This window comes from Streptomyces marokkonensis (genome assembly GCF_008312835.1).
Lineage (GTDB): Bacteria > Actinomycetota > Actinomycetes > Streptomycetales > Streptomycetaceae > Streptomyces > Streptomyces marokkonensis_A.
Genome location: NZ_VSKS01000019.1, coordinates 129,408 through 154,984 on the forward strand (window position 1 = coordinate 129,408; position 25,577 = coordinate 154,984).

General features: G+C 70.7%; 23 protein-coding genes and 1 pseudogene. 10 read left to right on the top strand and 14 right to left on the bottom strand.

The window, feature by feature from the left end; genetic code table 11:
• Positions 1 to 15 precede the first annotated feature (15 nt).
• Positions 16 to 1,938, top strand: coding sequence for an AMP-dependent synthetase/ligase (locus tag F1615_RS27865; RefSeq protein WP_149551802.1), 1,923 nt, complete (start codon positions 16 to 18; stop codon positions 1,936 to 1,938).
• 1 nt (position 1,939) lies between these two features.
• On the opposite strand, the gene F1615_RS27870 is transcribed toward F1615_RS27865, so the two are convergent.
• Entirely contained in the window at positions 1,940 to 2,593 is a 654-nt protein-coding gene (locus F1615_RS27870; RefSeq protein WP_149551803.1) for a class I SAM-dependent DNA methyltransferase, read from the bottom strand.
• 259 nt (positions 2,594 to 2,852) lie between these two features.
• The gene (locus F1615_RS27875) at positions 2,853 to 3,056 is read right to left on the bottom strand and encodes a cold-shock protein (protein ID WP_003992177.1); all 204 of its coding nucleotides are present in this window, start codon (positions 3,054 to 3,056) and stop codon (positions 2,853 to 2,855) included.
• A 308-nt stretch (positions 3,057 to 3,364) separates the two neighbouring features.
• Here F1615_RS27875 and F1615_RS27880 point away from each other — a divergent pair, with 308 nt between their 5' ends.
• From F1615_RS27880 to F1615_RS27890, 3 genes are all read left to right on the top strand, one after another.
• Positions 3,365 to 4,213, top strand: coding sequence for a menaquinone biosynthetic enzyme MqnA/MqnD family protein (locus tag F1615_RS27880; protein WP_149551804.1), 849 nt, complete (start codon positions 3,365 to 3,367; stop codon positions 4,211 to 4,213).
• Positions 4,214 to 4,294: 81 nt separating this feature from the next.
• Positions 4,295 to 6,235 carry a serine/threonine-protein kinase gene (locus tag F1615_RS27885; RefSeq protein ID WP_149551805.1) on the top strand — a complete coding sequence of 647 codons (1,941 nt, stop codon included), beginning with the start codon at positions 4,295 to 4,297 and terminating at the stop codon, positions 6,233 to 6,235.
• A gap of 197 nt (positions 6,236 to 6,432) precedes the next feature.
• Positions 6,433 to 10,908: an FtsK/SpoIIIE domain-containing protein gene (locus F1615_RS27890; protein ID WP_149551806.1), complete on the top strand. Its 4,476-nt coding sequence runs from the start codon at positions 6,433 to 6,435 to the stop codon at positions 10,906 to 10,908.
• Positions 10,909 to 11,406: 498 nt separating this feature from the next.
• On the opposite strand, the gene F1615_RS27895 is transcribed toward F1615_RS27890, so the two are convergent.
• Complete coding sequence (locus F1615_RS27895) at positions 11,407 to 12,873, bottom strand: hypothetical protein (protein ID WP_149551807.1); 1,467 nt, start codon at positions 12,871 to 12,873, stop codon at positions 11,407 to 11,409.
• 10 nt (positions 12,874 to 12,883) lie between these two features.
• Positions 12,884 to 13,177, bottom strand: coding sequence for an SAV_915 family protein (locus tag F1615_RS27900; protein WP_149551808.1), 294 nt, complete (start codon positions 13,175 to 13,177; stop codon positions 12,884 to 12,886).
• Between the two features lie 71 nt (positions 13,178 to 13,248).
• Here F1615_RS27900 and F1615_RS27905 point away from each other — a divergent pair, with 71 nt between their 5' ends.
• Positions 13,249 to 13,551 (top strand): hypothetical protein, encoded by a 303-nt coding sequence (locus F1615_RS27905; RefSeq protein WP_149551809.1) that lies wholly within the window; start codon positions 13,249 to 13,251, stop codon positions 13,549 to 13,551.
• Positions 13,552 to 13,656: 105 nt separating this feature from the next.
• Here F1615_RS27905 and F1615_RS27910 read toward each other — a convergent pair whose 3' ends face one another.
• Entirely contained in the window at positions 13,657 to 13,917 is a 261-nt protein-coding gene (locus tag F1615_RS27910) for a WXG100 family type VII secretion target (protein WP_149551810.1), read from the bottom strand.
• A 216-nt stretch (positions 13,918 to 14,133) separates the two neighbouring features.
• On the opposite strand from F1615_RS27910, the gene F1615_RS27915 reads away from it, so the two are divergent.
• Both F1615_RS27915 and F1615_RS37010 read left to right on the top strand, forming a co-directional pair.
• On the top strand, positions 14,134 to 14,394 hold the full coding sequence (locus F1615_RS27915) for a hypothetical protein (protein ID WP_149551811.1): 261 nt from the start codon (positions 14,134 to 14,136) through the stop codon (positions 14,392 to 14,394).
• A 110-nt stretch (positions 14,395 to 14,504) separates the two neighbouring features.
• Positions 14,505 to 14,729: pseudogene (locus F1615_RS37010) on the top strand (SAV_915 family protein); the annotation flags it as partial.
• A 110-nt stretch (positions 14,730 to 14,839) separates the two neighbouring features.
• Here the strand turns inward: F1615_RS37010 and F1615_RS27925 are convergent.
• The 9 genes from F1615_RS27925 to F1615_RS27965 all read right to left on the bottom strand — a co-directional run bounded on the left by F1615_RS27925 (position 14,840) and on the right by F1615_RS27965 (position 22,172).
• Positions 14,840 to 15,613, bottom strand: coding sequence for a hypothetical protein (locus F1615_RS27925; RefSeq protein WP_244328877.1), 774 nt, complete (start codon positions 15,611 to 15,613; stop codon positions 14,840 to 14,842).
• On the bottom strand, positions 15,610 to 15,936 hold the full coding sequence (locus tag F1615_RS27930; protein WP_149551813.1) for a hypothetical protein: 327 nt from the start codon (positions 15,934 to 15,936) through the stop codon (positions 15,610 to 15,612). The genes F1615_RS27925 and F1615_RS27930 overlap by 4 nt, the downstream gene beginning before the upstream one ends.
• A complete protein-coding gene (locus F1615_RS27935; RefSeq protein WP_149551814.1) occupies positions 15,926 to 17,422 on the bottom strand; it encodes a C2 family cysteine protease in 1,497 nt (498 codons plus the stop codon). Before F1615_RS27935 ends, F1615_RS27930 begins: the two co-directional genes overlap by 11 nt.
• Positions 17,422 to 17,781 (bottom strand): hypothetical protein, encoded by a 360-nt coding sequence (locus tag F1615_RS27940; protein ID WP_149551815.1) that lies wholly within the window; start codon positions 17,779 to 17,781, stop codon positions 17,422 to 17,424. The genes F1615_RS27935 and F1615_RS27940 overlap by 1 nt, the downstream gene beginning before the upstream one ends.
• Before the next feature lie 501 nt (positions 17,782 to 18,282).
• Positions 18,283 to 18,477, bottom strand: a complete 195-nt coding sequence (locus F1615_RS27945; RefSeq protein ID WP_149551816.1) for a hypothetical protein — start codon at positions 18,475 to 18,477, stop codon at positions 18,283 to 18,285.
• 160 nt (positions 18,478 to 18,637) lie between these two features.
• Positions 18,638 to 19,651, bottom strand: a complete 1,014-nt coding sequence (locus F1615_RS27950; RefSeq protein ID WP_149551817.1) for a hypothetical protein — start codon at positions 19,649 to 19,651, stop codon at positions 18,638 to 18,640.
• 23 nt (positions 19,652 to 19,674) lie between these two features.
• Positions 19,675 to 20,316, bottom strand: a complete 642-nt coding sequence (locus F1615_RS27955; protein ID WP_244328878.1) for a hypothetical protein — start codon at positions 20,314 to 20,316, stop codon at positions 19,675 to 19,677.
• A 105-nt stretch (positions 20,317 to 20,421) separates the two neighbouring features.
• Positions 20,422 to 21,504 (bottom strand): hypothetical protein, encoded by a 1,083-nt coding sequence (locus tag F1615_RS27960; RefSeq protein ID WP_149551818.1) that lies wholly within the window; start codon positions 21,502 to 21,504, stop codon positions 20,422 to 20,424.
• Positions 21,501 to 22,172, bottom strand: a complete 672-nt coding sequence (locus tag F1615_RS27965; protein WP_149551819.1) for a hypothetical protein — start codon at positions 22,170 to 22,172, stop codon at positions 21,501 to 21,503. Before F1615_RS27965 ends, F1615_RS27960 begins: the two co-directional genes overlap by 4 nt.
• 520 nt (positions 22,173 to 22,692) lie before the next feature.
• On the opposite strand from F1615_RS27965, the gene F1615_RS27970 reads away from it, so the two are divergent.
• The 3 genes from F1615_RS27970 to F1615_RS27980 are packed head-to-tail and all read left to right on the top strand — an operon-like array spanning position 22,693 to position 25,573.
• Complete coding sequence (locus F1615_RS27970) at positions 22,693 to 23,406, top strand: hypothetical protein (RefSeq protein ID WP_149551820.1); 714 nt, start codon at positions 22,693 to 22,695, stop codon at positions 23,404 to 23,406.
• Positions 23,407 to 23,423: 17 nt separating this feature from the next.
• Positions 23,424 to 24,269: a hypothetical protein gene (locus F1615_RS27975; protein WP_149551821.1), complete on the top strand. Its 846-nt coding sequence runs from the start codon at positions 23,424 to 23,426 to the stop codon at positions 24,267 to 24,269.
• Positions 24,266 to 25,573 (top strand): CpaF family protein, encoded by a 1,308-nt coding sequence (locus F1615_RS27980; RefSeq protein WP_149551822.1) that lies wholly within the window; start codon positions 24,266 to 24,268, stop codon positions 25,571 to 25,573. The genes F1615_RS27975 and F1615_RS27980 overlap by 4 nt, the downstream gene beginning before the upstream one ends.
• The last annotated feature ends 4 nt before the right edge of the window (positions 25,574 to 25,577 follow it).

A 25,577-nucleotide genomic window follows, 5' to 3' on the forward strand; every position in this document is an offset into this window, starting at 1 on the left:
CCCCAGGAGCCGCCCGTGTCCACCGCGCATTCCTCCACCGCTCTCGACGACGACGTCTACGGAGCACCGGTCCTCGTCGAGCCCGAGACCCGGCGGCTGGACGGAGTCGTACGGGAAGCGTCCGTACCGCCGTTCGCGAAGCAGGTGCGGCACGGATCGCTCGCCGACCTGCCGTTCGACAACGCGGGCGCGGCGCCGGACGCGGTGGTCCTCAGCCGCAGGACGGCGGACGGCAGCTGGCGTGACGTGACGGCGCGGCGGTTCGCCGCCGAGGTCATGGCCGTCGCGAAGGGACTGATCGCCGAGGGCCTGGCGCCGGGCGACCGGATCGCCGTCATGGCCCGCACCGTCTACGAGTGGACGGTCCTGGACTTCGCCGCCTGGGCGGCCGGACTGGTCACCGTCCCCCTCTACCCCACCTCGTCCGTCTTCCAGGCCCGCTGGATCCTGCACGACTCCGGCGCGGTCGCCGTGATCACGGAGACCGCGGCCCAGGCCGCCGCCCTCGGCCCCGAGCTGCCGCACCTGCCCGACCTGCGACGGGTGTGGACCATGGACAAGGGCCATGTCGACGCCCTGGCGGAAGCGGGAGCCCACCTCCCGGACGCCGAGGTGGAGGTGCGCCGGGGCATGCTGGTCCCCGACACCCTCGCCACCCTCGTCTACACCTCGGGCACGACCGGCCGCCCCAAGGGCTGCGCCCTCACCCACGGCAACTTCTTCGCCGAGGTGGACAACGCGATCGAGCTGCTCTACCCCGTCTTCAGGGCCCGGACCGGCGAAGAGGCCTCCGTGCTTCTCTTCCTGCCGATGTCCCACGTCTTCGGCCGCATGGTCGCCGTCGCCTGCGTGCGCGCCCGGGTGCGCCTCGGACACGCGCCGAGCCTGGCGGCCGAGGACCTGCTGCCGGACCTGGCGAGCTTCCGGCCCACCTGCCTGCTGGCCATCCCGTACATGCTGGAGAAGGTCTTCAACACCGCCCGCGCGAAGGCGGAGTCGGGCGGGCGGCTCTCCACCTTCGACCGCGCGGTGTCGGTGGCCCGCCGCTACGGCGAGGCCCTCGAGGCCCGGCAGACCGGCGCGGGCCCCGGCCCGTCCCGCTCGCTGAAGGCGGCGCGCGCCCTCTACGACCCGCTCGTCTACCGCAAGCTGCGCAACGCCATGGGCGGCAGGGTCCGCTACGCCATCTGCGGCGGCTCCCCGCTCGGCCGCCGTCTCGCCGCGTTCTACGCCGGTGCCGGCATCGAGATCTTCGAGGGCTACGGCCTGACGGAGACCACGGGCGCCTCGACGGTGACCCCGCCGCTGAAACCCCGCCTCGGCACGGTGGGCTGGCCGCTGCCCGGCACGCGGATCCGGATCGCGGCGGACGGCGAGATCCTGGTCGGGGGAGACCACGTGCTGCGCGGCTACTGGGACCCCCAGGCGGGCGGGGTCGTCCCCGCGGCCCCCGACGGCTGGCTCCCCACGGGCGACCTCGGCGAACTGGACGACGAGGGCTATCTCACCATCACGGGCCGCAAGAAGGAGCTGATCATCACCGCGGGCGGCAAGAGCGTCGCCCCGGCGCCGCTGGAGAACTGGCTGCGTTCACACCCGCTGATCTCCCAGGTCATGGTGGTGGGCGACAACCGCCCCTACGTCTCCGCCCTGATCACCCTGGACCCCGACGGCATCACCCACTGGCGCCGCATGAACGGCAGGCACCCGGTCCCCGCGAAACTCCTGGCGGACGACGAGGAGCTGCTGGCGGTCCTCGGGCGCGCCGTCGACGAGGCGAACAAGATGCTCTCCCGCCCGGAGTCGATCCGCCGCTTCACCGTCCTCCCGGTGGACTTCACCGAGGAGGCGGGCCACCTGACCCCGTCGATGAAGCTGCGGCGCGCGGAGATCCTGCGGGACTTCGCGGAAGAGGTGGAGGGGCTGTACGGCGGGTAGGTCACTCCGTCGCGCGGGCGATCAGGAGCGCCTGGGGGGTCGACTCGCCCTGGTCCGTGTCGGCCGCGCGCACCGTCTGCTGGACGAGGGTGAAACCGGCCGCCTCCAGGAGCGCGGCGACGCGTTCCGGACGCATGCGGCGGAAGTCGAGGGTGACCGGGTGGCCCCAGGGGTGCTCGTGGCGGCGGGGTTCGTCGCCGCACTGGAACGCGAGCAGCAGGTGGCCCCCGGGCGCCAGGACCCGGCGGAACTCGGCGTAGACGGCGGGCAGCTCGTCCAGCGGGGTGTGGATGGTGGAGTACCAGGAGACCACGCCCTCCAGGCTCCCGCCGGGGAGGTCCAGCCACCGCATCGAGCCGTGCTCGAAACGCAGGCCGGGGTGCTCGCGGCGGGCGATCGCGAGCATCCCCTCCGACAGGTCGAGGCCGAAGACGGAGAGGCCGAGGGAGGCGAGGTGTGCGGTCACCACACCGGGGCCGCACCCCAGGTCGGCCACCCGGCCGTCCTCCCCCACCAGCTCGGCGAAACCGGCCAGCAGCGCCCGGTCCAGCGGCCTCACCGTGAGCTGGTCACGGAACAGGGCCGCGTAGTCCTCGGCGACGGCGTCGTAGAAGGTGCGGGTGGCGGCTACGTGATCGGCGTCGGCGGCGGTCATGGGCGGTGACCCTACCCGCATGCGCGCATTCCGGGGACCGGACGGGTGAATGCGGGACCGGGAGAGGGGAATGCTGCCCTGTCGCGGCGATGTGCCCCATTCATACGGTGATGGAGCCCGGCGCGGAATTCGCGCGGAACGTGCCGCGCGTATGCGAAGAATTCGCCGGGAATTCAACGGGGTGCCGAAAAGGCAGGAGCCCCGTCGCCTGACGGCGCGGGGCTCCTTGGGTACTGCTAGTCGTTCCCGGATCGGAGGATCAGACCGGGGTGACGTTCTCCGCCTGCGGGCCCTTCGGACCCTGCGTGACGTCGAAGGACACCTGCTGGTTCTCCTCGAGGGAGCGGAAGCCGCTCGCGTTGATCGCGGAGTAGTGGACGAAGACGTCGGGGCCGCCGCCTTCCTGGGCGATGAAACCAAAGCCCTTTTCGGCGTTGAACCACTTCACGGTTCCGGTAGCCATAAGCCCTCCTTGGGCCCAAAGGGTTGCCCTGCTCCAGAACCAGCAAGTGTGAAGACCAATTCCGCACAACTGCATCCGTCTGAGAACGACGAGAGCCCGCGGTCACATGCTCCGCAGGCTCTGTACTGCAAGGGAAACCAAACTGCAACTTGCGAAGAAGCCTAGCACGCGGGCGCCCGAATGCAAGAGAGGCCAAGATCACGTCACCCGAATGTTTGCATGCCCCTCGCGGCACACCCGTCCGGTCGTTCAATGTTGTACGAGGGGGCGGAGGTCCTTCCGCTCCGGCCGAGGACTAGCCTCACGATGTGGACAATCCTCGCACCCGGCCGCGCGTCGGCCACATCCAGTTCCTGAACTGCCTGCCCCTGTACTGGGGGCTCGCGAGAACGGGCACGCTCCTCGACTTCGAGCTGACGAAGGACACCCCCGAGAAGCTCAGCGAGCAGCTGGTGCAGGGCGACCTCGACATCGGGCCCATCACCCTGGTCGAGTACCTCAGGCACGCGGACCGGCTCGTCGCCTTCCCCGACATCGCCGTCGGCTGCGACGGCCCGGTGATGTCCTGCGTGATCGTCTCGCAGGTCCCGCTGGAGCGGCTGGACGGTGCCCGGGTCGCCCTCGGGTCGACCTCCCGCACCTCCGTGCGCCTCGCCCAGCTCCTCCTCGCCGAGCGGTACGGCGTACGGCCCGACTACTACACCTGCCCGCCCGACCTTGGCCTGATGATGCGGGAGGCCGAGGCGGCCGTCCTCATCGGGGACGCGGCCCTGCGCGCGAACATGCTCGACGGCCCCCGCTACGGCCTCGACGTACACGACCTGGGCGCCCTGTGGAAGCAGTGGACGGGCCTGCCCTTCGTCTTCGCCGTCTGGGCGGCCCGGCGCGAGTACGCCGAGCGCGAGCCGGTCATCACGCGCAAGGTGCACGAGGCCTTCCTCGCCTCCCGCAACCTCTCCCTGGAGGAGGTCGGCAAGGTCGCCGAGCAGGCGGCCCGCTGGGAGGACTTCGACGAGCGGACGCTGGCCCAGTACTTCACCACCCTCGACTTCAGCTTCGGCGCCCCGCAGCTCGCGGCGGTCGCGGAGTTCGCCCGCCGGGTGGGACCGACGACGGGGTTCCCCGCGGACGTCACGGTGGAACTGCTGCGGCCGTGACCCCGGGCGGGCGGCGCGGCCGGCGCACTACCCTGCTGGAGGGCTCCGGCGTAGGGGCGTGACGGGGGAGGGGTGGACGCCATGCGGCCGCTCGATGCGGACGAACCCACGGTCGTGGGGCCCTACCGGCTGCTCGGCCGGCTCGGCTCCGGCGGGATGGGCCGGGTCTACCTGGGCCGCAGCGCCGGGGGCCGCACCGTCGCGGTGAAGATCGTGCATCCGCACTTCGCGCTGGACGAGGAGTTCCGCGCCCGGTTCCGCCGCGAGGTCGACGCCGCGCGCCGGGTCGGCGGCGCCTGGACGGCGTCCGTCCTGGACGCCGACCCCGAGGCCCGGGTCCCGTGGGTCGCCACCGCCTACGCGGCGGGCCCCTCCCTCGCGGCGGCGGTCACGGACGCCGGACCCCTGCCCGAGCACACCGTACGGACCCTGGGCGCGGGTCTGGCCGAGGCGCTGACGGCCGTGCACGAGCTGGGCCTGGTGCACCGGGACGTGAAGCCGTCCAACGTCCTGCTCACCCTCGACGGCCCCCTGCTGATCGACTTCGGCATCGCCCGCGCCGTGGACGGCACGGCCTCCCTGACCTCCACCGGCGTCTCGATCGGCTCACCCGGCTACATGTCCCCCGAGCAGATCCTCGGCAAGGGCGTGACGGGCGCGGCGGACGTCTTCTCCCTCGGCGCGGTCCTGGCGTACGCGGCGACCGGCCGGCCGCCCTTCCCCGGAGACTCCTCGGCGGCGCTGCTGTACAAGGTCGTGCACGAGCCGCCCGAGCTGGGCGCGGTGGACGGCGAGCTGCGCGAACTGGCCGAGGCCTGCCTGGACAAGGATCCGTCCGCCCGCCCGGCCCCCGCCGAGGTGGCCCGCCGTCTCGCCCCGGAGGGCGGCGCGGCCCGCCTGGTGGCGGGCGGGTGGCTGCCCGGGCCCCTGGTCGAGCAGGTCAGCAGGGGCGCGGTGCGACTGCTGAACCTGGACGCGACGGGGGAGGGGCCGTCGGGGCCGGTGGGGTTCAGCAGGCCCTCGGTGGGCGAGACCTCGGAGGGCGTCCCCCGGGAGCCGGGCGACCCGTCGGGGGCCGCGGGGCCGACGGCGGGGGCGGTGAGCGGTGGGCACGGTGGTCCGTCGAGGGCCGATGCCCCGGCGGGCGGTGCGGCGGCCGGCGCCTTCGGCCCGTGGCCCGCTGCGGGGGCGGTGAGTGGTGGGCACGGTGGTCCGTCGCACGCCGGCGGCCCGGCAGCCGGCACGGCGTCGGCCGGCGCCTTCGGCCCGCCCCCGGTCATGCCGACGCCGCGGGGGCCGGGTGCGGCCGTCCTTCCCGAACCGCTCGACACACCCACCGGCCGGACCACGGCCGGTCCGGACTCCGTTCCGCCGCAGGTGAGTTCGCCCGCGCACCCGTCCGCGCCGCCGCACGCGGGCCCTCACCCGCCCACCCAGCCCACGGCATCCCCCCGCCCCGGCAAGCTCTCCGTCTCCGTCGCCGCCACGGCCTCCCCCGGCCCCAGCGGCAGGGGCCGGCGCGTGAGCTGTACCGTCGCCCTCGCCGTCGCGGGCGCGTTGGCCGCCGTGACCGTCGGCTCCGTGTTCGTGCTCGACCTGCTGCCGGGCAACTCCACCCGCGACAAGGCGGGTTCCGGTGACGAGGCCAAGACGCCGCAGGCGCCCCTCACCGTCCCCGCCGGCTACCTCGGCACCTGGGAGGGGCAGGCCAACTCCCGCGAGACGATCGCCATCCCGCTCGGCACGTTCCGGGTGACGCTCCACCAGGCGAAGGTGGGCGAGCGGGTGGGCACCCTCCGGCACACGGACATCTTCGGCGGCGTCTGCGACGACGTCCTCACCCTGAAACAGGTCACGGAGAAGCAGCTCGTCACGACCTCCGTCGGCGCGAAGACCAACCGTGACGTCTGCAACCAGGCCGCCCACACGGTCCGTCTCACCCCCGTCGGCGACGACCTCGTGTACGAGTCGGACAGCAAACCCTCCGGACGCCCGAAGGCCCGTCTGTCGAAGGTCGGGTAGGGCGTTCGCCGCTCCTCCCGGTAGCCGTCCGACGCCCGGCACTCACTAATGTGTCCCGTCGGCGAGATCTTCGCGCCGCCGGCCGTCCGACGCCCGGCGCCGGGACGAGGCGCCGGCCGCGGCGGGGACCGCGACCGGTCCTCGTCAGCTGAAGCAACGAACCTGGCCGCAGGGGCCGACGGGGAGGATGAACCGCCATGCAGATGCTGGTCACGGTCGTACGGGAGGGCGGTGAGCCGCAGGACGTCGTCGTCACCACGGACGACACCGCCACCGCGGCCGATGTGGCGCAGGCACTGGCGAGCGCCCTCGGGCAGCCCGGTCACCCGGCCGGCGTGCCCGCCAACGTGGTCGCCCTGCCCGGCGCGTCGGGGTTCTCCCCGTACGGTCACGGGGCGGGCCCGGGGGTGCCGTTCCTGTGGGCCGACGGCGAGCGCTGCGATCCGGCCGCGCCGGCGACGGCCGTCCTGCAGGACGGCATGCGGGTGTCGGTCGACGACTCGGTGGGCCCGCTGCTGCGCCGGGGCGAACCGGTGGGACAGTACGAGCTGAGAGTGGCCGGCGGCCCCGCCTCCGGGCGGGTGGTCCGGCTGGGGATCGGGGCGGCCACCGCCGGTTCCGCGCCCACCTGTTCGCTGCCCCTGACGGACACCTCGCTGCCGCCGGTCGCCCTCCGCCTCACGGTCGACATGAAGGGCGGCACCACGCTCGCCCCCGAGAACGGCGCCGAGGTGCTGCTCGACGACGAGCCGGTCACGTCCGGCACGCCCTGGCCGCTCGGCGGTGTCGTCCGCGTCGGCGACTCGCTGCTCGTCCTGGACCGGGTGGCCGAACCCGACGCCCACCTGTCCGCGATGAGCGAGGGCGGCCTCGCCTACAACCGCCCGCCCCGCCTGTCCCCCCTGCGGCCCCGGCGCCGGCTCGTGGTGCCCGTACCGCCCACCAAGGGCGACCGGGCGCGCTTCCAGTTCATCCTGGCGTTCATGCCCATGCTGTTCGGCATCGGCATGTACTTCCTCACCCAGCAGATCTACATGCTGCTGTTCTGCCTGATGAGCCCGATGATGATGGCCGCCCAGTGGCTCAGCGAGAACCGCGAGGGCAAGAAGAAGCACAAGACCTCGGTCAAGCAGTACAAGAAGGACCTCGCCGCCCACGAGGCGGAACTCGCCGTCCTCGCCAAGGAGGAGCAGCGCGCCCGCCGCGCGGACAGCCCCGACCCGGCCGAGATCCTGCTGTTCGCCACTGGACCGCGCCGCCGTCTGTGGGAGCGCCGGCTCACCGACCCGGACGCCCTGCAGCTGAGGGTCGGCACCGGCCATCTGCCGTCCGACGTCGAACTCGTCCTGGGCCGCGGCGGCTCCCTGTACGAGGAGGAGCGCCCGGAGCCGCCCGTCCTGCCGGACGTACCCGTCACCCTCCCCTTCGCCGAGCTCGGCGTGGTCGGTGTCGCCGGGGACCGGGGCCGCGCCCTGGCCACCGCCCGCTGGCTCGCCGTCCAGGCCGCGGTGCTGCACAGCCCGCGGGACCTCTCCCTCGTGACCCTCGTGTCCACCCCGAACGCCGGCGCCGACTGGCACTGGGCGCACTGGCTGCCCCACGCCGGTCCCGACCAGGGCCAGGACTGTGTCGCGCTGGTCGGCTTCGACTCCGAGGGAGTCACCCGCCGCGTCAACGAGCTGCTGAACGAACTGGCCCGGCGCAAGGCCTCCCGCGAGCAGCACACCATGACGGGACAGCTGTACCCGGACCCCGACGTCCTGCTCGTCCTCGACGGGGCCCGGCTGCTGCGCCGCGTACCCGGTGTGCCGCAACTGCTCGCCGAAGGACCCCAGTACGGCATCCTCGCCCTCTGCGTCGACGAGGACGAGCGTCTGCTGCCGGAGGAGTGCAAGGCCGTCGTCGCCTGGTCCCCCGACGCCGCGCACCACGTCCGGGTCCGCGGCCACGGGCTCGAGGCCGCCGGGGAGGTCCTGGCCGACCAGGTCACGCCGGAGTGGTGCGAGCTGCTCTCGCGCTCCCTCGCCCCCGTCCGCGACGTCAGCCGGGACGACGCGGGCAGTGCCCTGCCGACCTCCGCCCGGCTGCTGACCCTGCTCGGCATGCCGGACCCGGCCGGGACGGACATCGAGCGGATCTGGCGGGCGGGCGGCTCCACCACGGCGGCCCCCGTCGGCATCGCCGCGGACGGCCCCTTCGTCCTCGACATCCGCCGGGACGGGCCGCACGCCCTGGTCGCGGGCACCACCGGCGCGGGCAAGTCGGAACTGCTGCAGACGATCATCACCTCGCTGGCCGTCGCCAACCGGCCCGACGCGCTCAACTACGTGCTCATCGACTACAAGGGCGGCAGCGCCTTCATGGACTGCGCCCGGCTGCCGCACACGGTCGGCATGGTCAGCGACCTGGACGCCCACCTCACCGAGCGGGCCCTCGCCTCGCTCGCCGCCGAACTGCACCGCCGCGAGAAGATCCTCTTCGACGCCGCCGCCAAGGACATCGAGGACTACAACGACACCCGCAAGCTCCGGCCCGAGCTGGAGCCGATGCCCCGACTGGTCCTGGTGATCGACGAGTTCGCCTCGCTGGTCGCCGAACTCCCCGACTTCATCGCGGGCCTGGTCGACATCGCCCGCCGGGGCCGCTCCCTCGGCGTGCACCTGGTCCTGGCCACCCAGCGGCCGGCCGGTGTGGTCAGCGCGGACATCCGCGCCAACACCAACCTGCGGATCGCGCTGCGCGTGACGGACGCCTCGGAGTCCATCGACGTCATCGAGGCGCCGGACTCGGGCGCCATCGCCAAGTCCACACCGGGCCGCATGTACGTCCGCTCCGGGGCGCAGTCCCTGGTCGGGGTGCAGTCGGCGCGCATCGGTGGCCGCCGTCCCGCCACGGGCGGCACCGGCCCGAAGGCGACACTGCTGCCGCTGCCCCTGAGCGCCTACGGCCGTCCGCTGCCCAAGCGGGCCGAGGCCGAGGACGACGGCACCATGGTCACCGACCTCGCCGTCCTCGTCGACGCGGTGCGCGACGGCGCCCGGCGCATGGGCTTCGGCGAACAGCGCAGCCCCTGGCTGCCGCCCCTGTCCGAGCACGTCACCCTCGACGAACTCGTCGCGTACGGCAAGCAGTCGGCGGAGACCGGTCCGGCGGACGTGGCTCCCGTCCCGTACGGCCTGATCGACCTGCCGGCCAAGCAGTCCCGCACGCCGCTGTCCCTGGACCTGGTGCACGGTGAGCACACCATGCTGCTCGGCGGTGCCCGCTCCGGCCGCTCCACCGCCCTGCGGACGCTGGCGGGCTCGCTCGCCCGCAGCACCTCCCCGCACGACGTCCACCTCTACGGCATCGACTGCGGCTCCAACGCGCTGCTGCCGCTGATGCGGCTGCCGCACGTCGGTGCCGTGGTGACCCGCGACGAGCCGGACCGGGTCCGGCGCCTCATCGAGCGCCTGCTGGCGGAGATCGCCCGGCGGCAGCAACTCCTCGCCATGGAAGGCGCGTCCAGCGCCGCCGAACAGCGCGCGACGGCCGCCCCGGAGGACCGCCTTCCCTGGATGGTGCTCCTGCTGGACAGCTGGGAGGGCTTCGCCTCCGCCTTCGAGGCCTACAACTACGGCCAGCTGCTCGAGGCCGCCCAGCGCATCTTCCGCGAGGGTTCCGCGGTCGGCCTCAAGGTCGTCATGACCGCCGACCGCAGCGGCCTGAGCGGCCACGTCTCGTCCGCCTTCGCCGACCGCCTGGTGCTGCGCTTCGCCGACCCGAACGACTACTCCACGGCCGGGCTCCAGCCCCGCGAGGTCCCCAAGAACATGCCTCCGGGACGCGCCCTGCGCCTCACCGACACGGGCGTGGACGAGACCCAGATCGGCCTGCTCACGGACGACCCCGCCGGCCAGGCGCAGGTGCGCGCGCTGCGCGAGATCGCCGAGGAGGCGGCGGCCCGGTACGGCCGGGTACCGGCCGGACGGCGGCCCATGCGGGTGGACGCACTGCCCTCGCGCATCACGGTGCCGGAGGCTCTCGCCCTCGACCCGGACTTCACACCGCCGTCCCCGCTCTGGGCGCTCATCGGCGTCGGCGGCGACGAACTCCGGCCCGTCGGCATCGACCTGGAGGAGAACGGCCCCGGCTTCGTCATCGCGGGCCCGCCCAAGTCCGGCCGGTCCACCCTCCTGGTCGCCGCCACGGAGACGCTGCTGCGCTCCGGCACACCCGTGGTGCTGGTCGCCCCGCGCCGCTCACCGCTGCGCGAGCTGGAGGGCCGGGACGGCGTCCTGGGCCTGCTGAACGCCGACAGCCGCGAGGACGACCTGGACGAACTGGTGGACAAGGCGTCCGGCGGCTCCTACGTCGTGATCGTCGACGACGCGGAACTCCTCTACGACACCCGCCTCGACGAGGCCCTGGAAACCGTCGTCCGCAAGGGCGCCGACGGCGGCATCGGCCTCGTCGCGGCCGGCGCCACCGACAGCCTCTCGGGCCAGTACCGTGGCTTCGCCGTAGAGGCCCGCAAGTCCCGCAACGGCCTGCTGCTGACCCCGCAGAGCCCCTCGGAAGGCGAACTCTTCGGCATCCGCCTGCCGTCCAACAGCGGCGGAGGAGCAGCGGGGAGCGGGCTGTTCGTGACGGGTGGGTCGTTCATGCCTGTGCAGGCGGTGACGAACGGGTAACGCCGGCACGGAGCAGCCGCCGACGACGAACGGCACCGATGAGTGCCCCTGCCAGGAAGAGGGCGGCGAGGGCCGAGGCGCCAAACGCGGGCAAGTTTGTCGGCGGATCGACGACCCAGCTATGCAGAAGAACGCGTGACGGGTCCTTGGGGTCATACGTGACCATCATCGAGTCGCCAGAATGCGCGTCAGGGAGCATGCCCGCGTAGTCCCAAAGTTCCGTCTCCGTTCCAGATCGAGCGCCTTGGAGAAGCCGGACTCGCACGTAGCGGGGCTTGTTGTCGACTCCAGTCACTGTGGCGACAACTGTGACTCCGTCCGCACGCAGATCGTGGACCAGGGATTGCGACGGTAGCCAGAAGAACAGCGCCAGCCCGAGGCAGAGCAGGGACCCGCCGAGGACACCCCAGATCATGCGAGGGGTGGGTGTCACCGGGCGCGGGCCTTCTGAAAACCCTTTCGCGAAGCGCTGCTGGTCCTCACCCGCGCTGCTCCGATTCAAGAGAACCACCCGCCAAACGAGGACTTGACACGGGACGCGGCGTCACTGACTGCTGTGCCCGCATCCTTGACTGTGTCGGTCACTGCGTTGACGGCTTGCTTGCCGGTTGGAGTCTTGAGGGCATAGGAGACTCCGTAACCCACGCCGAATCCGACCACGACGCCGGCTGCAATGCCCCACCCGACCGGACCTCCAGCCGATGCTACGAAGGCCATCGTGCTTGCGGTCATACCGGATCCGGCAGCCATCCCACCCACGTTGGCTGCGACGGCCACGTCTTTCTCCTCGCCGTGGCCGATGTCCCAACCGATCGCACCGACGGTGAGCACCGTGCCGACCAGCGGCAGCTTGCCGCCCGTGTGGAGTGCGCGGCCGAACAGCGTGGTCGAGTTCGGCGGGGCGAGACCGGGGACCTTGCCGATCAGCCAGCTGCCACCGTCCGCCACGGAGAATTCCATCAACCGCGAGAACGACCCCATGCCGAACCTGGCGAGGACGCGCTCCGCATCCCGGGCGGACTTCCGGGCGGCGCGGGCGGCCCGCCTGGTGTCCTTCTTGAACTTCCGTCGCTCTTCCGCCGACATACTGTTGACGCGCCGCTGATACAGCCGGCTCGCCTCGTCGGACAACCTCTGCGACCGTTCCCAGAAGTGCCCGGCGTACTTCGCCTGCATGCCGATGACGGACGCCAGCAGGCCCGCCGTGTCGGACCACGTGTCCGCCGGATCGCCGAGCTTCTTCACCGCGATCTTCGTGTGCTTCCACGCGACGGCCCACAGCTCGGCGTCGTCGCCCTGCATGAGCGCCCTGTTGAACACGGCCGTCGGCTCGTCCTCGCCGATGTCACCGTGGAAGAGGGCGACCGCCTTGGCGAAGCCGGGAGCCGGGGGATCCGTGTCGACCGCGGTGGTGAAGGCGTGGCCGAAGAGCTTCGCGTCGGCCTCCGCCGTCGGAGCCTTCGCGGCGGCGACGGTCACCGGCAGCACCTTCAGCAACGCCGGATCGATCTTCGCGTAGAACGCCGAGGCGAAATCCGGGTCCCCCCTGTGCGCGGCCAGCACCGCCGCGATCCGGTGGAATTCCGCGCCTGCCGCACCCGGTCCGAGCTCCGCCGCCTCGTTGATCTCCTCGGCGAGTGCCCCGCCCTCCGCCCTCGCCTCGCCGATCCCCAAAACGGGCTCACGCACCCGCACCATGGTCCCGGTTCCGCCCCTGAACCCCTCTCGGTCCTTCTCCATGGCCGCCGCCAGGGCCTGCCTACGGCGCAGCATGGGGAGTTCGTCGTCCACCCAGCCGGCGATCCTCCCGATCTCGTTCAGATGTGCCGTGTCCAGACCGAGCGCACGGAACCTGGAGAGGTAGACGGTTTTCGCGCTGTGCAACGCCTTGCTGCCCGATTCCAGGTCCTTGATGGTCCTCAGCAGGTTTTCCGGGTGGATGCCGGAGAAGTTCGGGTCGACCATCACGCGATTCCTAATCCGCGCCGACGGCAAGCCGGGGATCGACCAGTACCGCTTCGGCGCCGGATCCCAGCAGCGCCTCATCGACCTCACCCGCCGGGAGGACCACCCACGGCTGTTCCTCCCCCATCGCCTCGACCAGCAGGGAGACCGAGGTGAACGCGAGTGCGACGAGCTGGTCCCGGCCGCCCGCCCCGGTGACGGGGACGAGGGTCACTTCGACGGTGTCGTCGGCGAGCGGGGAACCGTTCATCGTGGGGAGGACGAGGTATTCGGGTTCGCTCTCGGGCATACCGCTGGAAGCCATTGGCCTAGATTATGGAACGCCGACAGCGGGAGCAATTCCGAGCGCGACATGAAATTCGGAAGGTAATACTAATGGTGGAGTCCGAATCGAGCGTCCCGAATCCCAGAAGGGCCGATCTGCAGAAACTGCGCAATGACCTGGCCAAGGAGGTGGAAAGCCTCGGCAGGACCCTCAAGAGGCCGGCCGAGGACATCGGCGGCGACAAGGTGTGGGTCGGGAAGAACGCGCGTGCCTGGCACCGCGAGGTGGCCGGACGCCACCGCAAACTGGGCGAGCAGGTGGGCGGACTGCTGCCGATCGTCGACGCGGCCATCCGGGACGAGCCCGAGAAGGTGTCCGCGGCCCAGGCGCGTTCCTACCAGCGGAGCGTCTGACGCCCGGGCCCCGTACGAACGCCGCCGGGGCGCCCGGGCCGACCGCTGAGGGTCGTGGCCCCGGCGCCCCGGCCGGCTGTGCACTCCGCGCGATCCGCCGTGGAATCAGGTGGCGCGCTCGATGTTGTCGGCGCTGGTGTTCGCGGACTTGCTGGCCTCGTTCAGCGTGTCGACCCACTTCTCGAAGGTCGGCTTCACATCGCGCCAGTCGTCCCGGAAGCGGTCGGCCTTCGGGCCCTTCCAGTAGCCGGAGCTGTCTGCCGTGGCCGACTGCAGGTCCTTGATCAGGATCTGCAGGTCGTGCGCCTTCCGGGCGTACGTCTTCGACAACTCCCGGAGCCGTGTGAGATCTGCACCGCGATCCATGGCGATCCTCCCCGTGTCATCAGGAACAAGCGGACTATCCGTTTGCAACAGTGGACGCTATCGCACCACGGCCAGTTCCCGCCCGGCACAAGGGAGGTTGGAATGATCAGGTGAACAACTCGTGTTCATCCGGGCCGGACTGGGGGAAGGGCCCCCGAACGGGGCTCCCGCGGGTGCGACCGTATCCTGGCCGTCGAGACAGCGGGGGAGGCTGCCATGGCAAATCCTGACATACAGGAACTCAACCAGCGGGCCGGTCAGTTGCGATCGCTGGCCGACCACATCGACTCACTGGTCGACACCGCCAAGAACCACAGCACGACCGGAATGAAGTCCTGGGCGGGCCCCAACGCGGACGACGTCCGGGGCAAGCTGCGGGGCTGGCAGACCAAGTGCGGAACCGTCGCCAAGGCCCTGCGTGACGAGGCGCAGCAGTGCACGCAGGACGCCAAGGACGCGCAGGACAAGAAGAAGTAGCGGACGCCGGGCATCGTCGATTGCCCCACGCCCAGGCCTCCTCGTAGCCTGCCCGGACGCATGCGGCCCAGTCTGTTCAAGAAGCCCCGGACGTCCTTGTGGTTCCCACCATGACGGATGTGTCGAGGGACGACGACGGTACGCCTCGTCTGGAGGGCACGGTCGACGTGTTGCTCCTCCCTCTGGAAGCCGAGTCTGGTGGGACGCGACTCGTCGCGCTCGCCTTTTCCACAGTGGCCGGCCTGGTGGACGCGATGGGTGAGGAGCAGTCGTGGGTCGCGATTCCCACCGAAAAGCTGGAAGGCGCGCTGCAGGGGTCGGGTGCCCAGGCAGTTCTCCTCGACTCGCGACCGGCGGAAGGTACGGGGGGTGCCAAGAGCGGTTGCCCGCTCGTACCACAACGGAGCCTGACGCAGAACGCCTGCGGGCGGGTCCGGCCGGGAGGCTATGCGCTCGTACGCGTGAGCCGCACCGACTGCTCGGTGATCGCGGAGACCTCGAACAGCACGCCCGCGAACTCCACCGGATCGCCGACCCGTACGTCCTCGTACGCCGCCACCGTGACCGCCGCGCAGTTCCCGGCGATGCCCGCCGTGCCCGCGTCCGTGTCGAGGTACGAGACGGTGAGGGACAGGCCCGTGGGGAAGCGCTGTACTCCGCCGTTGCCGAGGAGCGACAGCTCCTCGCCCTTCGCCGGGAATCCGGCCGCCGCGGACGCCCGCACACCCCGGTCGGTGGTGAAGCACAGGGGGGCGTCCCCCGCGCCGCCCTCCGGCTCCATGGACTCGGGCGGCGCCGCGAGTGCGGCCTTGTCCCCGGCGGCCCTCGGTTCGAGTACGACGCGGTAGGAGCAAATCTGCCGGACGGTGTAGGCGCGGCCGGAGACGGTGACCCGCGACCCGGGCCGCACGGTCCACTCGCGCCGGCCGGCCTCGTAGCGGGCACCGTCACGGAGGACCGCCTCGCGGGTGGTGCCGTCGGCGCGGGCCCCGGCGTACTGCACGCCCCCGCCGCCCGGCAGCAGGAAGCCGCCACCGCGCAGGACGTGCACCCCGTCCTGAGGCGCCTCGCCCGCACACACCGGACCCCTGTCCTCGGCCGCCGTCCGTGTCGTCTCCGGAGCCGTCGTCGAGCCCCCGCCGCCCTCACCGGCGGACGATCCGCACCCGGCCAGCACGAGCACCGCCAACACGGAGCCTGCGACGTGGTACCTACTCACCGGCCTGTGCACCCGGTCTCCTCCTTCGTGTCATCCGTGACGCGTTCCAGCACGACGCGGGTCCGGTACTCGATCTCCGCCACCCGCCACGCGTCCCCGGTGATCTCCACCAGGCTTCCGGGCACCAGCTCGTCGTACTCGGCGATGAGCTGCCCGTCGCGGTTGATCTGGATCCGGCCGTGCACCGATGGCCGGGCGAAGATCGTCGCGACGATCCGATGGGTGGAGCCGTCGTGCTCGACGGTGTAAGGAATGTGGTAGCGCAGCACCCATCGCCCGTCGAACTCGAACGGGTATTTCACCTGTGCGTCGTCACGGGACATCGAACGCCTCCGGCGCCTGGAAGTACTTGTCGAACTGCTCCTGCGTCACGGTGATCGGCGGATAGCCGGAGGTTCCCCAGGGATTGGCGAGGATGACCTTGCCGTCGTCGGTGAAGCCGCGGACGTAGTAGGCGTGGTTGCTGTGGTAGGTGCTGCCCCATTCCTTGGGGTGGTCCTTGTCCAGGCTCTCGTCGGCCGGAGTGGAGACGGTGACGACCTTGCCCGATTCGAACGCCCTCTTCAGGGAGTCCAGGTTCTTGTCCTCGTCCTCGCCGATGCCGAGAAAGCCGCCCGTCGTCAGGTCCTCGCCCTCCTGGCCGGTGAGATAGGGGGCGGACTTCTTCGGGTCGTCGCCCTCGATGCCGCCGTAGCCGCGCTCGTTGTCGCCGTCCTCCGAGTAGGCCATCGCGAAGGCCTTCTCGTAGTACGCGGGCCAGGACTCGCCGTTGCCGTAGGTGCTGATGGGATTGCCGTTCTGGTCGGTGGGCAGATCGGCGGACATGGTGACCCAGTGGTGGTTGCCCTCCTTGTCCCAGACGCGGACGCTGACCGTGCCGTTCGGGTTCTCCTTGATGCCTTCCTGGACGAACCGGGGGTTCTTCTGCGCCAGTCCGGCCAGTGAGGCGACGTACCAGCAGTCACCGAACTGGTTCTGGTTGACGTCGTCGGCCGAGACACCGTTCACGAACAGAGGGTCGCCGGGCGGCGCCCAGTGGATGCCGCTGTTGGTCTGGCCGTTCTGGTTGTTGCCACCCTGCTCGTACGCGCCGGTGTTGGTGAACGTCGGCTGCATCCCGGGAAAGGCGGCCTGGAACCGGGGAATGTTCTGCGGGCTGATCTTCGACAGCATCAGGCTGAGCGTGGCCCGGCGCCTGTCCTCGGGCAGGCCGTTCTCGTCGAACGGGTTCCAGCCGGAGTCACCCGTGTCGGTGATGAGCTCGTTGTAGAAGGCGAGTTCCTCGGGTGACGCCTTGGACATGAGGGCGTCGAGCTCGGCTGCCGTCAGTCCGTCGAGCCTGCCCGAGACCTCTTCCAGGTCGTCACGGTTGCCGTTGGTCCCGAAGTCCTTGCCGTCGAGCGCCCGCAGGCCGCGCAGGGCATCATCGATCTTCTTGGCGTCGGGAGCCTTCTCGTCGAGGAACACGTTGCCATCGGCGACGGGGTATCCGTTGCGGGCCAGCTCCTGTATGCCCTCCAACTGCCTGATCCGGCGTTTCATTGACGACTGCATGTCGCCGAGCTCGCCCGTCAGGGAGCCGGGCAGCCGGCTGCGGCCGCCGAAGAACGAGGGCAGGGGAACCACGTCGCCGACCAGGGCCTGCAGGTCGGGGTCGCGGGAGGCGCTCTGTCCCGACGGCAGGTTCTGCTGGGCGGAGGTCAGAACGGCGGCCAACTGGCTGTGCAGCTTGCCCGCGTTAACGGCGAGCCTGTCGAGGTCGCCGGCGAGCGCGGTGAGCCTGGAGGCGTCGAACCCTCGGAAGCCCATCAGCTGCCGCCCGTCCCGGTGCCGGTCTTGGCCTTGTCCTTCTCCTTGGCCTGCCGGTCCAGTTCGTCGGCCTCGTTCGCCCACCGGGTCGCGTCGGCCAGCAGGGCGCCGCCCATGCCGTTCAGCGTGCGCTGCCGTTGCTGCAACAGGGCTGTGCACTCGTCGGCGAACGGGCCCTGCCAGATGGCGTCCGCCCCGTTGCCCGCCCGGGAGGCGGCGCGGGGAACGGCCTTCTTCACAGCGTCGTCGAGATAGGGACCCAGCCTGCGCGCCAGCGCCCGTGCCTCACGCGCACACTCCCGCAACCGCTCGGCCCGCTTCCTCAACTCGGCGGCATCGTCCGCATCTGTGGGCCCCACAGCCGACATCCTCCCCGTTCGCTGACATTCCCGGCGACGGCACGTGAGTCGTTCACGTCATCGCTGCTGCAGCATATGAGAGGGGCCACCATGCCTCGGTTGCGGACCGGAATCTCCCCGACTTGCGCAACCCGACCACATGGATCTTCAGCGCCCGGCGGCCCGCCTATCACCATTGCTCTACTGTCGGCTTTCGCCCGAAGAACGAGGAAGGGGTCAAGGTTTGAGCGGGGTGCTTTTTGAGCTTCATCGAAGGGCGTCCATTCGAGGGCGCCGAGGTGAGGTGTTCTCATGGGCCGGTCAGGTGGACGGCCTCGGCCGTATCGAGCTGGCCTTCCCCACGGAGCACAATGACTACCCCTCGGAGTACTGCGAGGTGGCAGTCGGGGGTAACAGTTTCCCACTCGTCACCTACCTCGGGCTGCGGTACCTGCGGCGTCCTCTCCTGGCCCGAGGGGAACTGCGGGTGGACTGGGACCCGGCGGTCCTTTCCCGGAACGTCTACGGGACGAGCCGCCAGCGGCGTGGCCTGCGCATCCAGGTCGCCGGGCGCTCGTACACGTACGTCCAGGCCGGTGGCAAGCGCAGCCATGAACTCGCCCGTCCGGGCGCGGGCGTGCTCATGAGGCGTTCGAGCTGGAACAACCCGCGCACCTTGTGCGGGACGTGCTCGGGGTCGGCGGACGCCCTGGACATCGGTCTCGCCGTTGTGCTGGAGGCCGTGTACACACGGAACCTGACGATGCCTGGTGCTTTGGTGTCGATACCAGGGCGCTTTCTGAACCGGTGCACCTTTCTCTGACGTCCGGGAGACACAACGGAGGGCGTCAGCCTCCTTGAGTCGCGGCTGCTGGGCTCACCGGTTGACGGACTGGATCTCCTGGACCGTGACTGCCTGGTCGTTGCCGAAGGTGCCGTCGGGCAGGTCGCCGCCCGCGCCGCCGGTGCCGGTCCAGGCGATCTCCCAGGTGATGGCGGCCTGGAGATCGAAGGTCCCGTTGCCGGATGAGCGGAGGTACTTGAGGCCGCAGGGCGGAGTGTCGTCGGCCTTGCCCCGGGCGTACGGCTCGCCGATGGAGCCGTCGGCGTTGATCGTGCACTCGCCGGAGGCCGGGTACGTCTCGGCGTCCGGTGTACCGGGCTCCAGCTTCAGGGAGACGGGCTTGGCGGTCGTGGTGGCCTGGATGCCGAGAGCGCCCGCGTCGATCGCGGCGGTGACCGAGACCTCCTTGAACCTGGCCTTGTCCAGCCAGGCCCACGTGGGCAGGTTCACCTTGGTCGTCTGCTCGGGGGCGAGGGTCACCTCGGTCGCGGGCAGTTCGATGCGGCTGTAGGCGAGTTCCGCGAGGACTTCGGGGGTGATCGCCTCGGCGACGGGGACGGGGTCGCCGTTCTGGACCCAGAAGGGCAGCCTGTCGCAGGCCTGGGCCTCGGGCTCCATCATGCGGTCCTCGTCACGGACGGCGACCCACCAGTTGCCCTCGTCCTTCTTGTCGAGGTTGTAGTTCTCGTACGTGCCGTCCTTGTAGTCGTTCCGGAACATGCCGACCGCGCTCTTGGCGTAGCTGTGCTGGCCGGGGGTGCTCACGGTCTCGTCGTACATGTTCTCCACGTACGTACGGAACTCCTCGGCGGACCGGGGTTCGTACCAGCAGGCGGGGGGTGTCCAGTCACCCACGGGCTTCAGGCTGCCGCCGCCGTCGCCGCCCTGGGTGCCGGCGGTGGATCCGCGGTAGACGACCCTGGAGACGAGGCTGCTGCCGTCACGCCCGCCGCTCGTCTCCGTCGAGCTTCCCTGGGAGCTGCCGCCGCCCCGTTCCGCGAACGCGGTGCCGGGGACCAGTGCCAGGACCGCGGCAGTCGCCGCCACAGCGGCCCGCCTCGTGCGAGAGGTCACGAGGCGCACTTGGCGTTCCCCCGGTCCGAGAGGAGGCTGGTGGTCTGCCACACCCCGTTCTCGTCCTTCTCGACGCGGGTGTTGTACGCGACGTACGAGTCCCTGCTCACGGAAATCTTGTCCGCCTTGCCGGTCTTGCGATCCTTGTCCGAAGCCTTGGTCTCGTCCGCACAGTAGGCGAGAGCAGCCGTGTCCTTGTCGACCATCACCAGGTCGGGGTTGTAGAAGCGCACCGTGCCGGTGATGGACTTGCCGTCGTCCACGTAGCGCTGCACCCACGTGGCGGCTCCGGCCAGCGCCTCGCCCTTGTAGTAGAAGCGCAGGGCCTCGGAGTCGGAATCCTCCGCGACGATCGCCGCGTCGGTCGCGTTGATGCGTTGTGTCACATCCTCGAGAAGCGCGTCCTTGGACGGGTCTCCGGTCTTCCACTGTTCGAAGACGTTCTTGACGTCACTGGGGAGGCTGATCTTCGGCCGCTCGACGGAGCCGGCCGACCCGGTGCTGGGTGACGCGGCGCTCTTGGAAGCCCCCGTGTCCGCCCCGGCGATCTCGTCGTCCGGCCTGGACGTCTCCTCCCCTCCGCCGCACGCGGTCAGCAGCAGGGTCGCCGTGGTGGCGAACGCGACAGCAACGGGCAAAGAGCGGCGCTTCACAGTGACTCCCCGTGGGACGGATGTGCAATCAAGGGCAATGACGGTATCGGTGGGGTTCGTGGTTTCGCCGCAGCGAACACAGTCGGCCCCTCATCTGTTGACCGACTGGATTTCCTGGACGGTGACCTCCTGAGTGGCGCCGAAGGTGCCGTCGGGCAGGTCGCCGCCCGCGCCGCCGGTGCCGGTCCAGGCGATCTCCCAGGTGATGGTGGCCTGGAGATCGAAGGTCCCGTTGCCGGATGAGCGGAGGTACTTGAGGCCGCAGGGTGGAGTGTCGTCGGCCTTGCCCCGGGCGTACGGCTCGCCGATGGAGCCGTCGGCGTTGATCGTGCACTCGCCGGAGGCCGGGTACGTCTCGGCGTCGTCGGTGCCCGGCTCCAGTTTGAGGGACACCGGCTTGGCGGTCGTCGTGGCCTGGAGGGCGAAGCCTGGGGCGTTGATGGCCGCCGTGGCCTGGACCTCGTCGAAGACGGCCTTGTCGAGCCACGCCCAGGTCGGCAGATTCACCTTGGTGGTTTCCTCGGGCCTGATGCTGACCTCGGTGTCGGGCAACTGCATGTGCTGGTAGGCGAGGGCGGCGAGGATCTCCGGGGTGATGGCCTCTTCGTACTGGGGCGGCGGGGCCTCGCCGTTCTCGACCCAGAAGGGGAGGTCGTTGCAGGAACTCCGCTTGAGGATGTCGGGTTCGTCGGGGTTCTCGACGGCGGCCCAGAACATCCCCTCGCCGTCCTTGTCGACGTTGTAGTCCTTGTAGCCGGGGGTGTCGGTCCAGCCGTACTCGTCCTCGTAGTGCCGCTGCAACTCGCCGAGCGCCGCGCCTGCGTGGCCGCCCATGCCGGGCGCGTTCATCTGGCCCTCGATGTCCTCGGACATCTTCTTCTTGAAGTCCTTGGCGCCGAGGTAGGGGGCGTACCAGCAGGGCGGCGGCGTCCAGTTGACATCCGCGGACGTCACGTTGCCCGTGCCGCCGTTCTTGGCTACGGATCCGGAGTACGTGATCCGGGCGGCGGCGTAGATGCCGGTACCGTCACTGCCGCCCGATTGCTCCGTGGCGGAGCCCTGGGTGTTGCTCGGCTGCTCTCCCGCGTGGGCCGGTTCCGCGAGGGCGACGCCTAGAGCCAGTGTCAGGGCGGCCGCGCCTGTGCTGAGGGTCGTACGCCGTGACCTGGTCACTGGCACTTCGCCGCCTTCCCCTCGACGTACACCTTGGACGCCTGCCACAGGCCGTCTCCGGTGGGGAGTTTGACCATGATGATCTTGAAGTAATCGAAGTCCGTGATGCTGGGCGTGCCCTTCAGGACCTTTCCGGTCTTGACCTCTTTGGAGTAGAACTTGCTCGAGTCCACGCAGAAGGCGACTTCCACTGAGTTGCCGTTCGGCGCGGAGCGGGTGGTTGCCTGGTAGTGGCGCCGGGTGCCGGTCGCCGTCCAGCCGCCTTCGAGCCTGACGTCGATCTGCGTCCTCGCGTACTTCGAGCCATCGCCTGTGGAGTAGGCGACCAGGGCGGCGTCCTCGGTCGTGCGCTTGTCGACGCCCCGGTAGATGGCCCGGAAGAAGTTGGCCGCGTCGTCCATGGCGGCCGCCTCGTTCTCGTCCTTGGGCTTCTCCCAGTCGAAGACCAGGTCGATGTCCGCGGGCAGGGACACGTCCACGCCGTCCGGCTTGTCCTCTGCCGGTGCTCCCGGGGGCTCCGCCGATGCGCTCGGCTTCTCCGCCCCCTGGTCGGCGCCGGCGATCTTGTCGCTGTCACCGGACTTGTCGTCCCCGCCTCCGCAGGCCGTCAGCAGCAAGGTTGCGGCGGCGGCGAACGCGGCAGCAACGGGCAAAGTGCGGCGCTTCACAGTGAGCTCCCCGTGAGACGTAACGTTTCCAGTGCACTGACGATATCCGTGGGTTTATCGGTTTCACCAACGCGAACTATCCAACGAAACAGGCGAAATGACGGCCCCGGCCGACGTGGCCGGCCCGTCGGGCCGCCGTGTTCACACCCTCGGGTGGCAGTCGACCCGCGGGCCCTTGCCGCCACCATCGCTCGATCAGGTCTCCCGGCCGGCCCGCGCTGTGGCCGTTCACTCGCGCACAGGTGAGCTGCTTGTCCCAACTGGGTTGTTCAACAGTTGAATTGCAAGACTGCAACGGTGTGCGGGGTGGGGCGCGTGAGGTCCGTTCCGCCTTGAGGGGCTTATGCGTGGCTGATACGGTGCGATGGCTTGACACTCACCTCGGCTTTGGATATCCGCCCAGGCCGGGCCGGTAAGTCCGGCGCGTCCCGCATGTCTGCGTGCGAGCGGACGGGGATGAAGTGTCCGGAATTTCAGGGAACTTGGCAGACATCGTCTTGGGTGTACGGGGAGCGGTTGCGTGAAGATCCAAGAGCGTGCGGGGGCGGGCGCCGGCCGTTCCGCGGCGCCGGCCGGACCGGCGGTCGGTGACCGGCTTCCCACTCCGCCTCGCGAGCGCAAACCGGCGCTGGCCGCGCTCGCGGTGCTGCTGATCCTCGTCGGCGCGCTGGGCGTCACGACACTCGTGCTGCGGGCGGGGGAGCGGATCGAGGTCATCAAGCTCACGGACACCGTCCCGGCGGGCGAGGCCATCACGGACGGCAAGATCACCTCCGTGATGGTGAACGAGGACTCCAGCGCCAACTTCGTCCCCTGGGAACAGCGGCACGGCCTCATGAAGCTCCAGGCGAAGTCGACCCTGTACAAGGGCACCGTGCTCGTCGGGGAGATGTTCGCCAAGAGCAGCGGTCTCGAGCAGGGCGAGGCGACCGTCGGTGTCTCCCTCAAGGACGGCCAGTACCCGCCCAACATCAAGGCCGGTGACCATGTCGCCGTGTACCGCGTCGGCGGCCGCGCCACCGGTGACGGTGACGAGGAAGCCGGCTCCGCGGGTGCGGGCAACTCCCTGCTCGTCGAGCGTGCCGTGGTCGCCGACGTCAAGCGGAGCAGCGACGACGTCGTGAGCAGCACCAGCCTTCCGGTCGAGCTGACCGTGCAGGCCTCCCAGGCCGCTGCGCTGACCCAGGCCGCGTCCGCCGGTGAGGTCGCCGTCGTACTGATTCCCGGCAACTAGAAGGCAGCCGACAAGCCATGGCCCTCATCGCCCTCGCCGCCGACAAGGGTTCCCCCGGCGTCACCACCGCGGCCGTCGCCCTCGCGGCGGTCTGGCCGCGGCGGGTGCTGCTCGCCGAGACCGACCCGGCGGGCGGTGACCTCGTCTACCGCAGTGCCGCCGCGCACGGCGGGCCGCTCAACCCGAACACCGGGATGCTGTCCATCGCCGCGACCGCGCGCCGCGGACTCGTCCCCGACCAGCTCTGGGACCACGTCCAGCCGTTGAGCGGCGGTCTCGAAGTGCTCGTCGGGCTCGGGATCGCCGAGCAGGCCGCCGGGCTCGCCGGGCTGTGGCCGACGCTCGGGCACGCCTTCGCCTCGCTCGCCGACTCCCCGCACGCGCCCGCCGACGTCATCGCCGACTGCGGGCGGATCAGCGGGGACACCCCGGCCGTGGAGCTGTTCCCGCACGCCTCCCTCCTGCTGCTCGTCTCGCGCACCGAGCCGGAGGCGCTCGCCCGCGTGCGCGACCGGGCCGCCACGCTCGCCGCCAAGCTGCACGGGGGGCCGCGCGGTGCGGCGAGCCTCGGCAACCCGGTGATCGGCGTCGTCCTCGTCGCCGACACGGGCAACGCCGCCAAGCTCGCCTCCCAGGTCAACGACATGCTCGTGCACGCGCAGACCGGCGCCCGGGTGGTCGGCACCCTCGCCGACGACCCGGCCGGCGCCGAGCAGCTGGCCGGGCGCAGGCGCGGGCGGCTCGACAAGTCGCTGCTGATCCGCTCCGCGCGCAAGGTGACCGCCGACGTGTACCAGCAGTACGGGGCCGCCTGGGCCGCCCAGGACCGGCAGGCGCCCCAGGGCCACGGGGCCGGGCGATGACCGCTGTCGACCATCAGCTGGTCAAGCGGTTCCGTCAGGACGCCGGCGACCGGATCGCCGAACAGCGCCGCCTCGACCAGGTCAACGGCGTCACGCCGATGTCCACCGAGGACGAGCGGCAGTACGCCCGTGCCGTCATAGCCCAGATCCTGGAGGAGCACGCCCGCGCCGAGATCAACGCGGGACGCACGCCGCTGGACGCCGAGACCGAGGAGCAGTACGCGGCCGCCGTGCACGCGGCGCTGTTCGGTGTCGGCCGCCTCCAGCCGCTGCTCGACGACCCCGAGGTCGAGAACATCGACATCAACGGCTGCGACCAGGTGTTCGTCGGCTACTCGGACGGGCGCGAGGTGCGGGGCGAGCCCGTCGCCGAGACGGACGAGGAGCTCATCGAGCTGATCCAGGTGCTGGGCGCGTACTCCGGACTGTCGTCCCGGCCCTTCGACTCCGCCAACCCCCAGCTCGACCTGCGGCTGCCGGACGGTTCACGTCTGTCGGCCGTGATGGACGTGGCGCGGCGGCCCGCGCTGTCCATCCGCCGGGCCCGCATGGGCAAGGTGTTCATCTCCGACCTCGTCGGCAACGGGACGCTGACGCCCGAACTCGGCCACTTCCTCGCCTGCGCGGTCCGGGCCCGCAGGAACATCATGATCGCGGGCGCGACGAACGCCGGAAAGACCACGCTGCTGCGCGCCCTCGCCAACGAGATCCCGCCCCAGGAGCGGCTCATCACCGTGGAGCGGGCCCTCGAGCTCGGGCTCGACACCTTTCCCGACCTCCACCCCAACGTCGTGGCGTTCGAGGAGCGGCTGCCCAACTCCGAGGGGCAGGGCGCCATCTCGATGGCGGAGCTGGTGCGCCGCTCGCTGCGCATGAACCCCTCCCGCGTCATCGTCGGTGAGGTGCTCGGCGACGAGATCGTGACCATGCTGAACGCGATGTCCCAGGGCAACGACGGCTCGCTGTCCACGATCCACGCCAACAGCTCCAGCGAGGTGTTCAACCGCATCTCCACCTACGCCCTGCAGGCGACGGAACGGCTGCCCATCGAGGCCAGCCAGATGCTGATCGCCGGCGCGGTGAACTTCGTCGTCTTCATCCAGCGGCGCAACGAATACCAGAGCGGCGGCCGCCTGCAGCGCATGGTCACCTCCGTCCGCGAGGTCAACGGCGTCGACGGCCGGGTGCTGTCCAGCGAGGTGTTCGCCGAGACTCCCGACGGCCGGGTCGTGCCGCACGCCCCCATAGCCTGCCTGGAGGAACTGATGGCCTACGGCTACCGGCCCAGCGGAACGTGGGGGTGAGGCG

Excerpts from the sequence above, each read along its gene's own strand:
- F1615_RS27885 (WP_149551805.1), top strand. The coding sequence starts at position 4,295 with ATGCGGCCGCTCGATGCGGACGAACCCACGGTCGTGGGGCCCTACCGG.
- F1615_RS27975 (WP_149551821.1), top strand. The coding sequence starts at position 23,424 with ATGGCCCTCATCGCCCTCGCCGCCGACAAGGGTTCCCCCGGCGTCACC.
- F1615_RS27905 (WP_149551809.1), top strand. The coding sequence starts at position 13,249 with ATGGTGGAGTCCGAATCGAGCGTCCCGAATCCCAGAAGGGCCGATCTG.
- F1615_RS27910 (WP_149551810.1), bottom strand. The coding sequence starts at position 13,917 with ATGGATCGCGGTGCAGATCTCACACGGCTCCGGGAGTTGTCGAAGACG.
- F1615_RS27980 (WP_149551822.1), top strand. The coding sequence starts at position 24,266 with ATGACCGCTGTCGACCATCAGCTGGTCAAGCGGTTCCGTCAGGACGCC.
- F1615_RS27895 (WP_149551807.1), bottom strand. The coding sequence starts at position 12,873 with ATGGTCGACCCGAACTTCTCCGGCATCCACCCGGAAAACCTGCTGAGG.
- F1615_RS27890 (WP_149551806.1), top strand. The coding sequence starts at position 6,433 with ATGCAGATGCTGGTCACGGTCGTACGGGAGGGCGGTGAGCCGCAGGAC.
- F1615_RS27945 (WP_149551816.1), bottom strand. The coding sequence starts at position 18,477 with ATGTCCAGGGCGTCCGCCGACCCCGAGCACGTCCCGCACAAGGTGCGC.
- F1615_RS27875 (WP_003992177.1), bottom strand. The coding sequence starts at position 3,056 with ATGGCTACCGGAACCGTGAAGTGGTTCAACGCCGAAAAGGGCTTTGGT.
- F1615_RS27915 (WP_149551811.1), top strand. The coding sequence starts at position 14,134 with ATGGCAAATCCTGACATACAGGAACTCAACCAGCGGGCCGGTCAGTTG.
- F1615_RS27935 (WP_149551814.1), bottom strand. The coding sequence starts at position 17,422 with ATGGGCTTCCGAGGGTTCGACGCCTCCAGGCTCACCGCGCTCGCCGGC.
- F1615_RS27870 (WP_149551803.1), bottom strand. The coding sequence starts at position 2,593 with ATGACCGCCGCCGACGCCGATCACGTAGCCGCCACCCGCACCTTCTAC.
- F1615_RS27930 (WP_149551813.1), bottom strand. The coding sequence starts at position 15,936 with ATGTCCCGTGACGACGCACAGGTGAAATACCCGTTCGAGTTCGACGGG.
- F1615_RS27900 (WP_149551808.1), bottom strand. The coding sequence starts at position 13,177 with ATGGCTTCCAGCGGTATGCCCGAGAGCGAACCCGAATACCTCGTCCTC.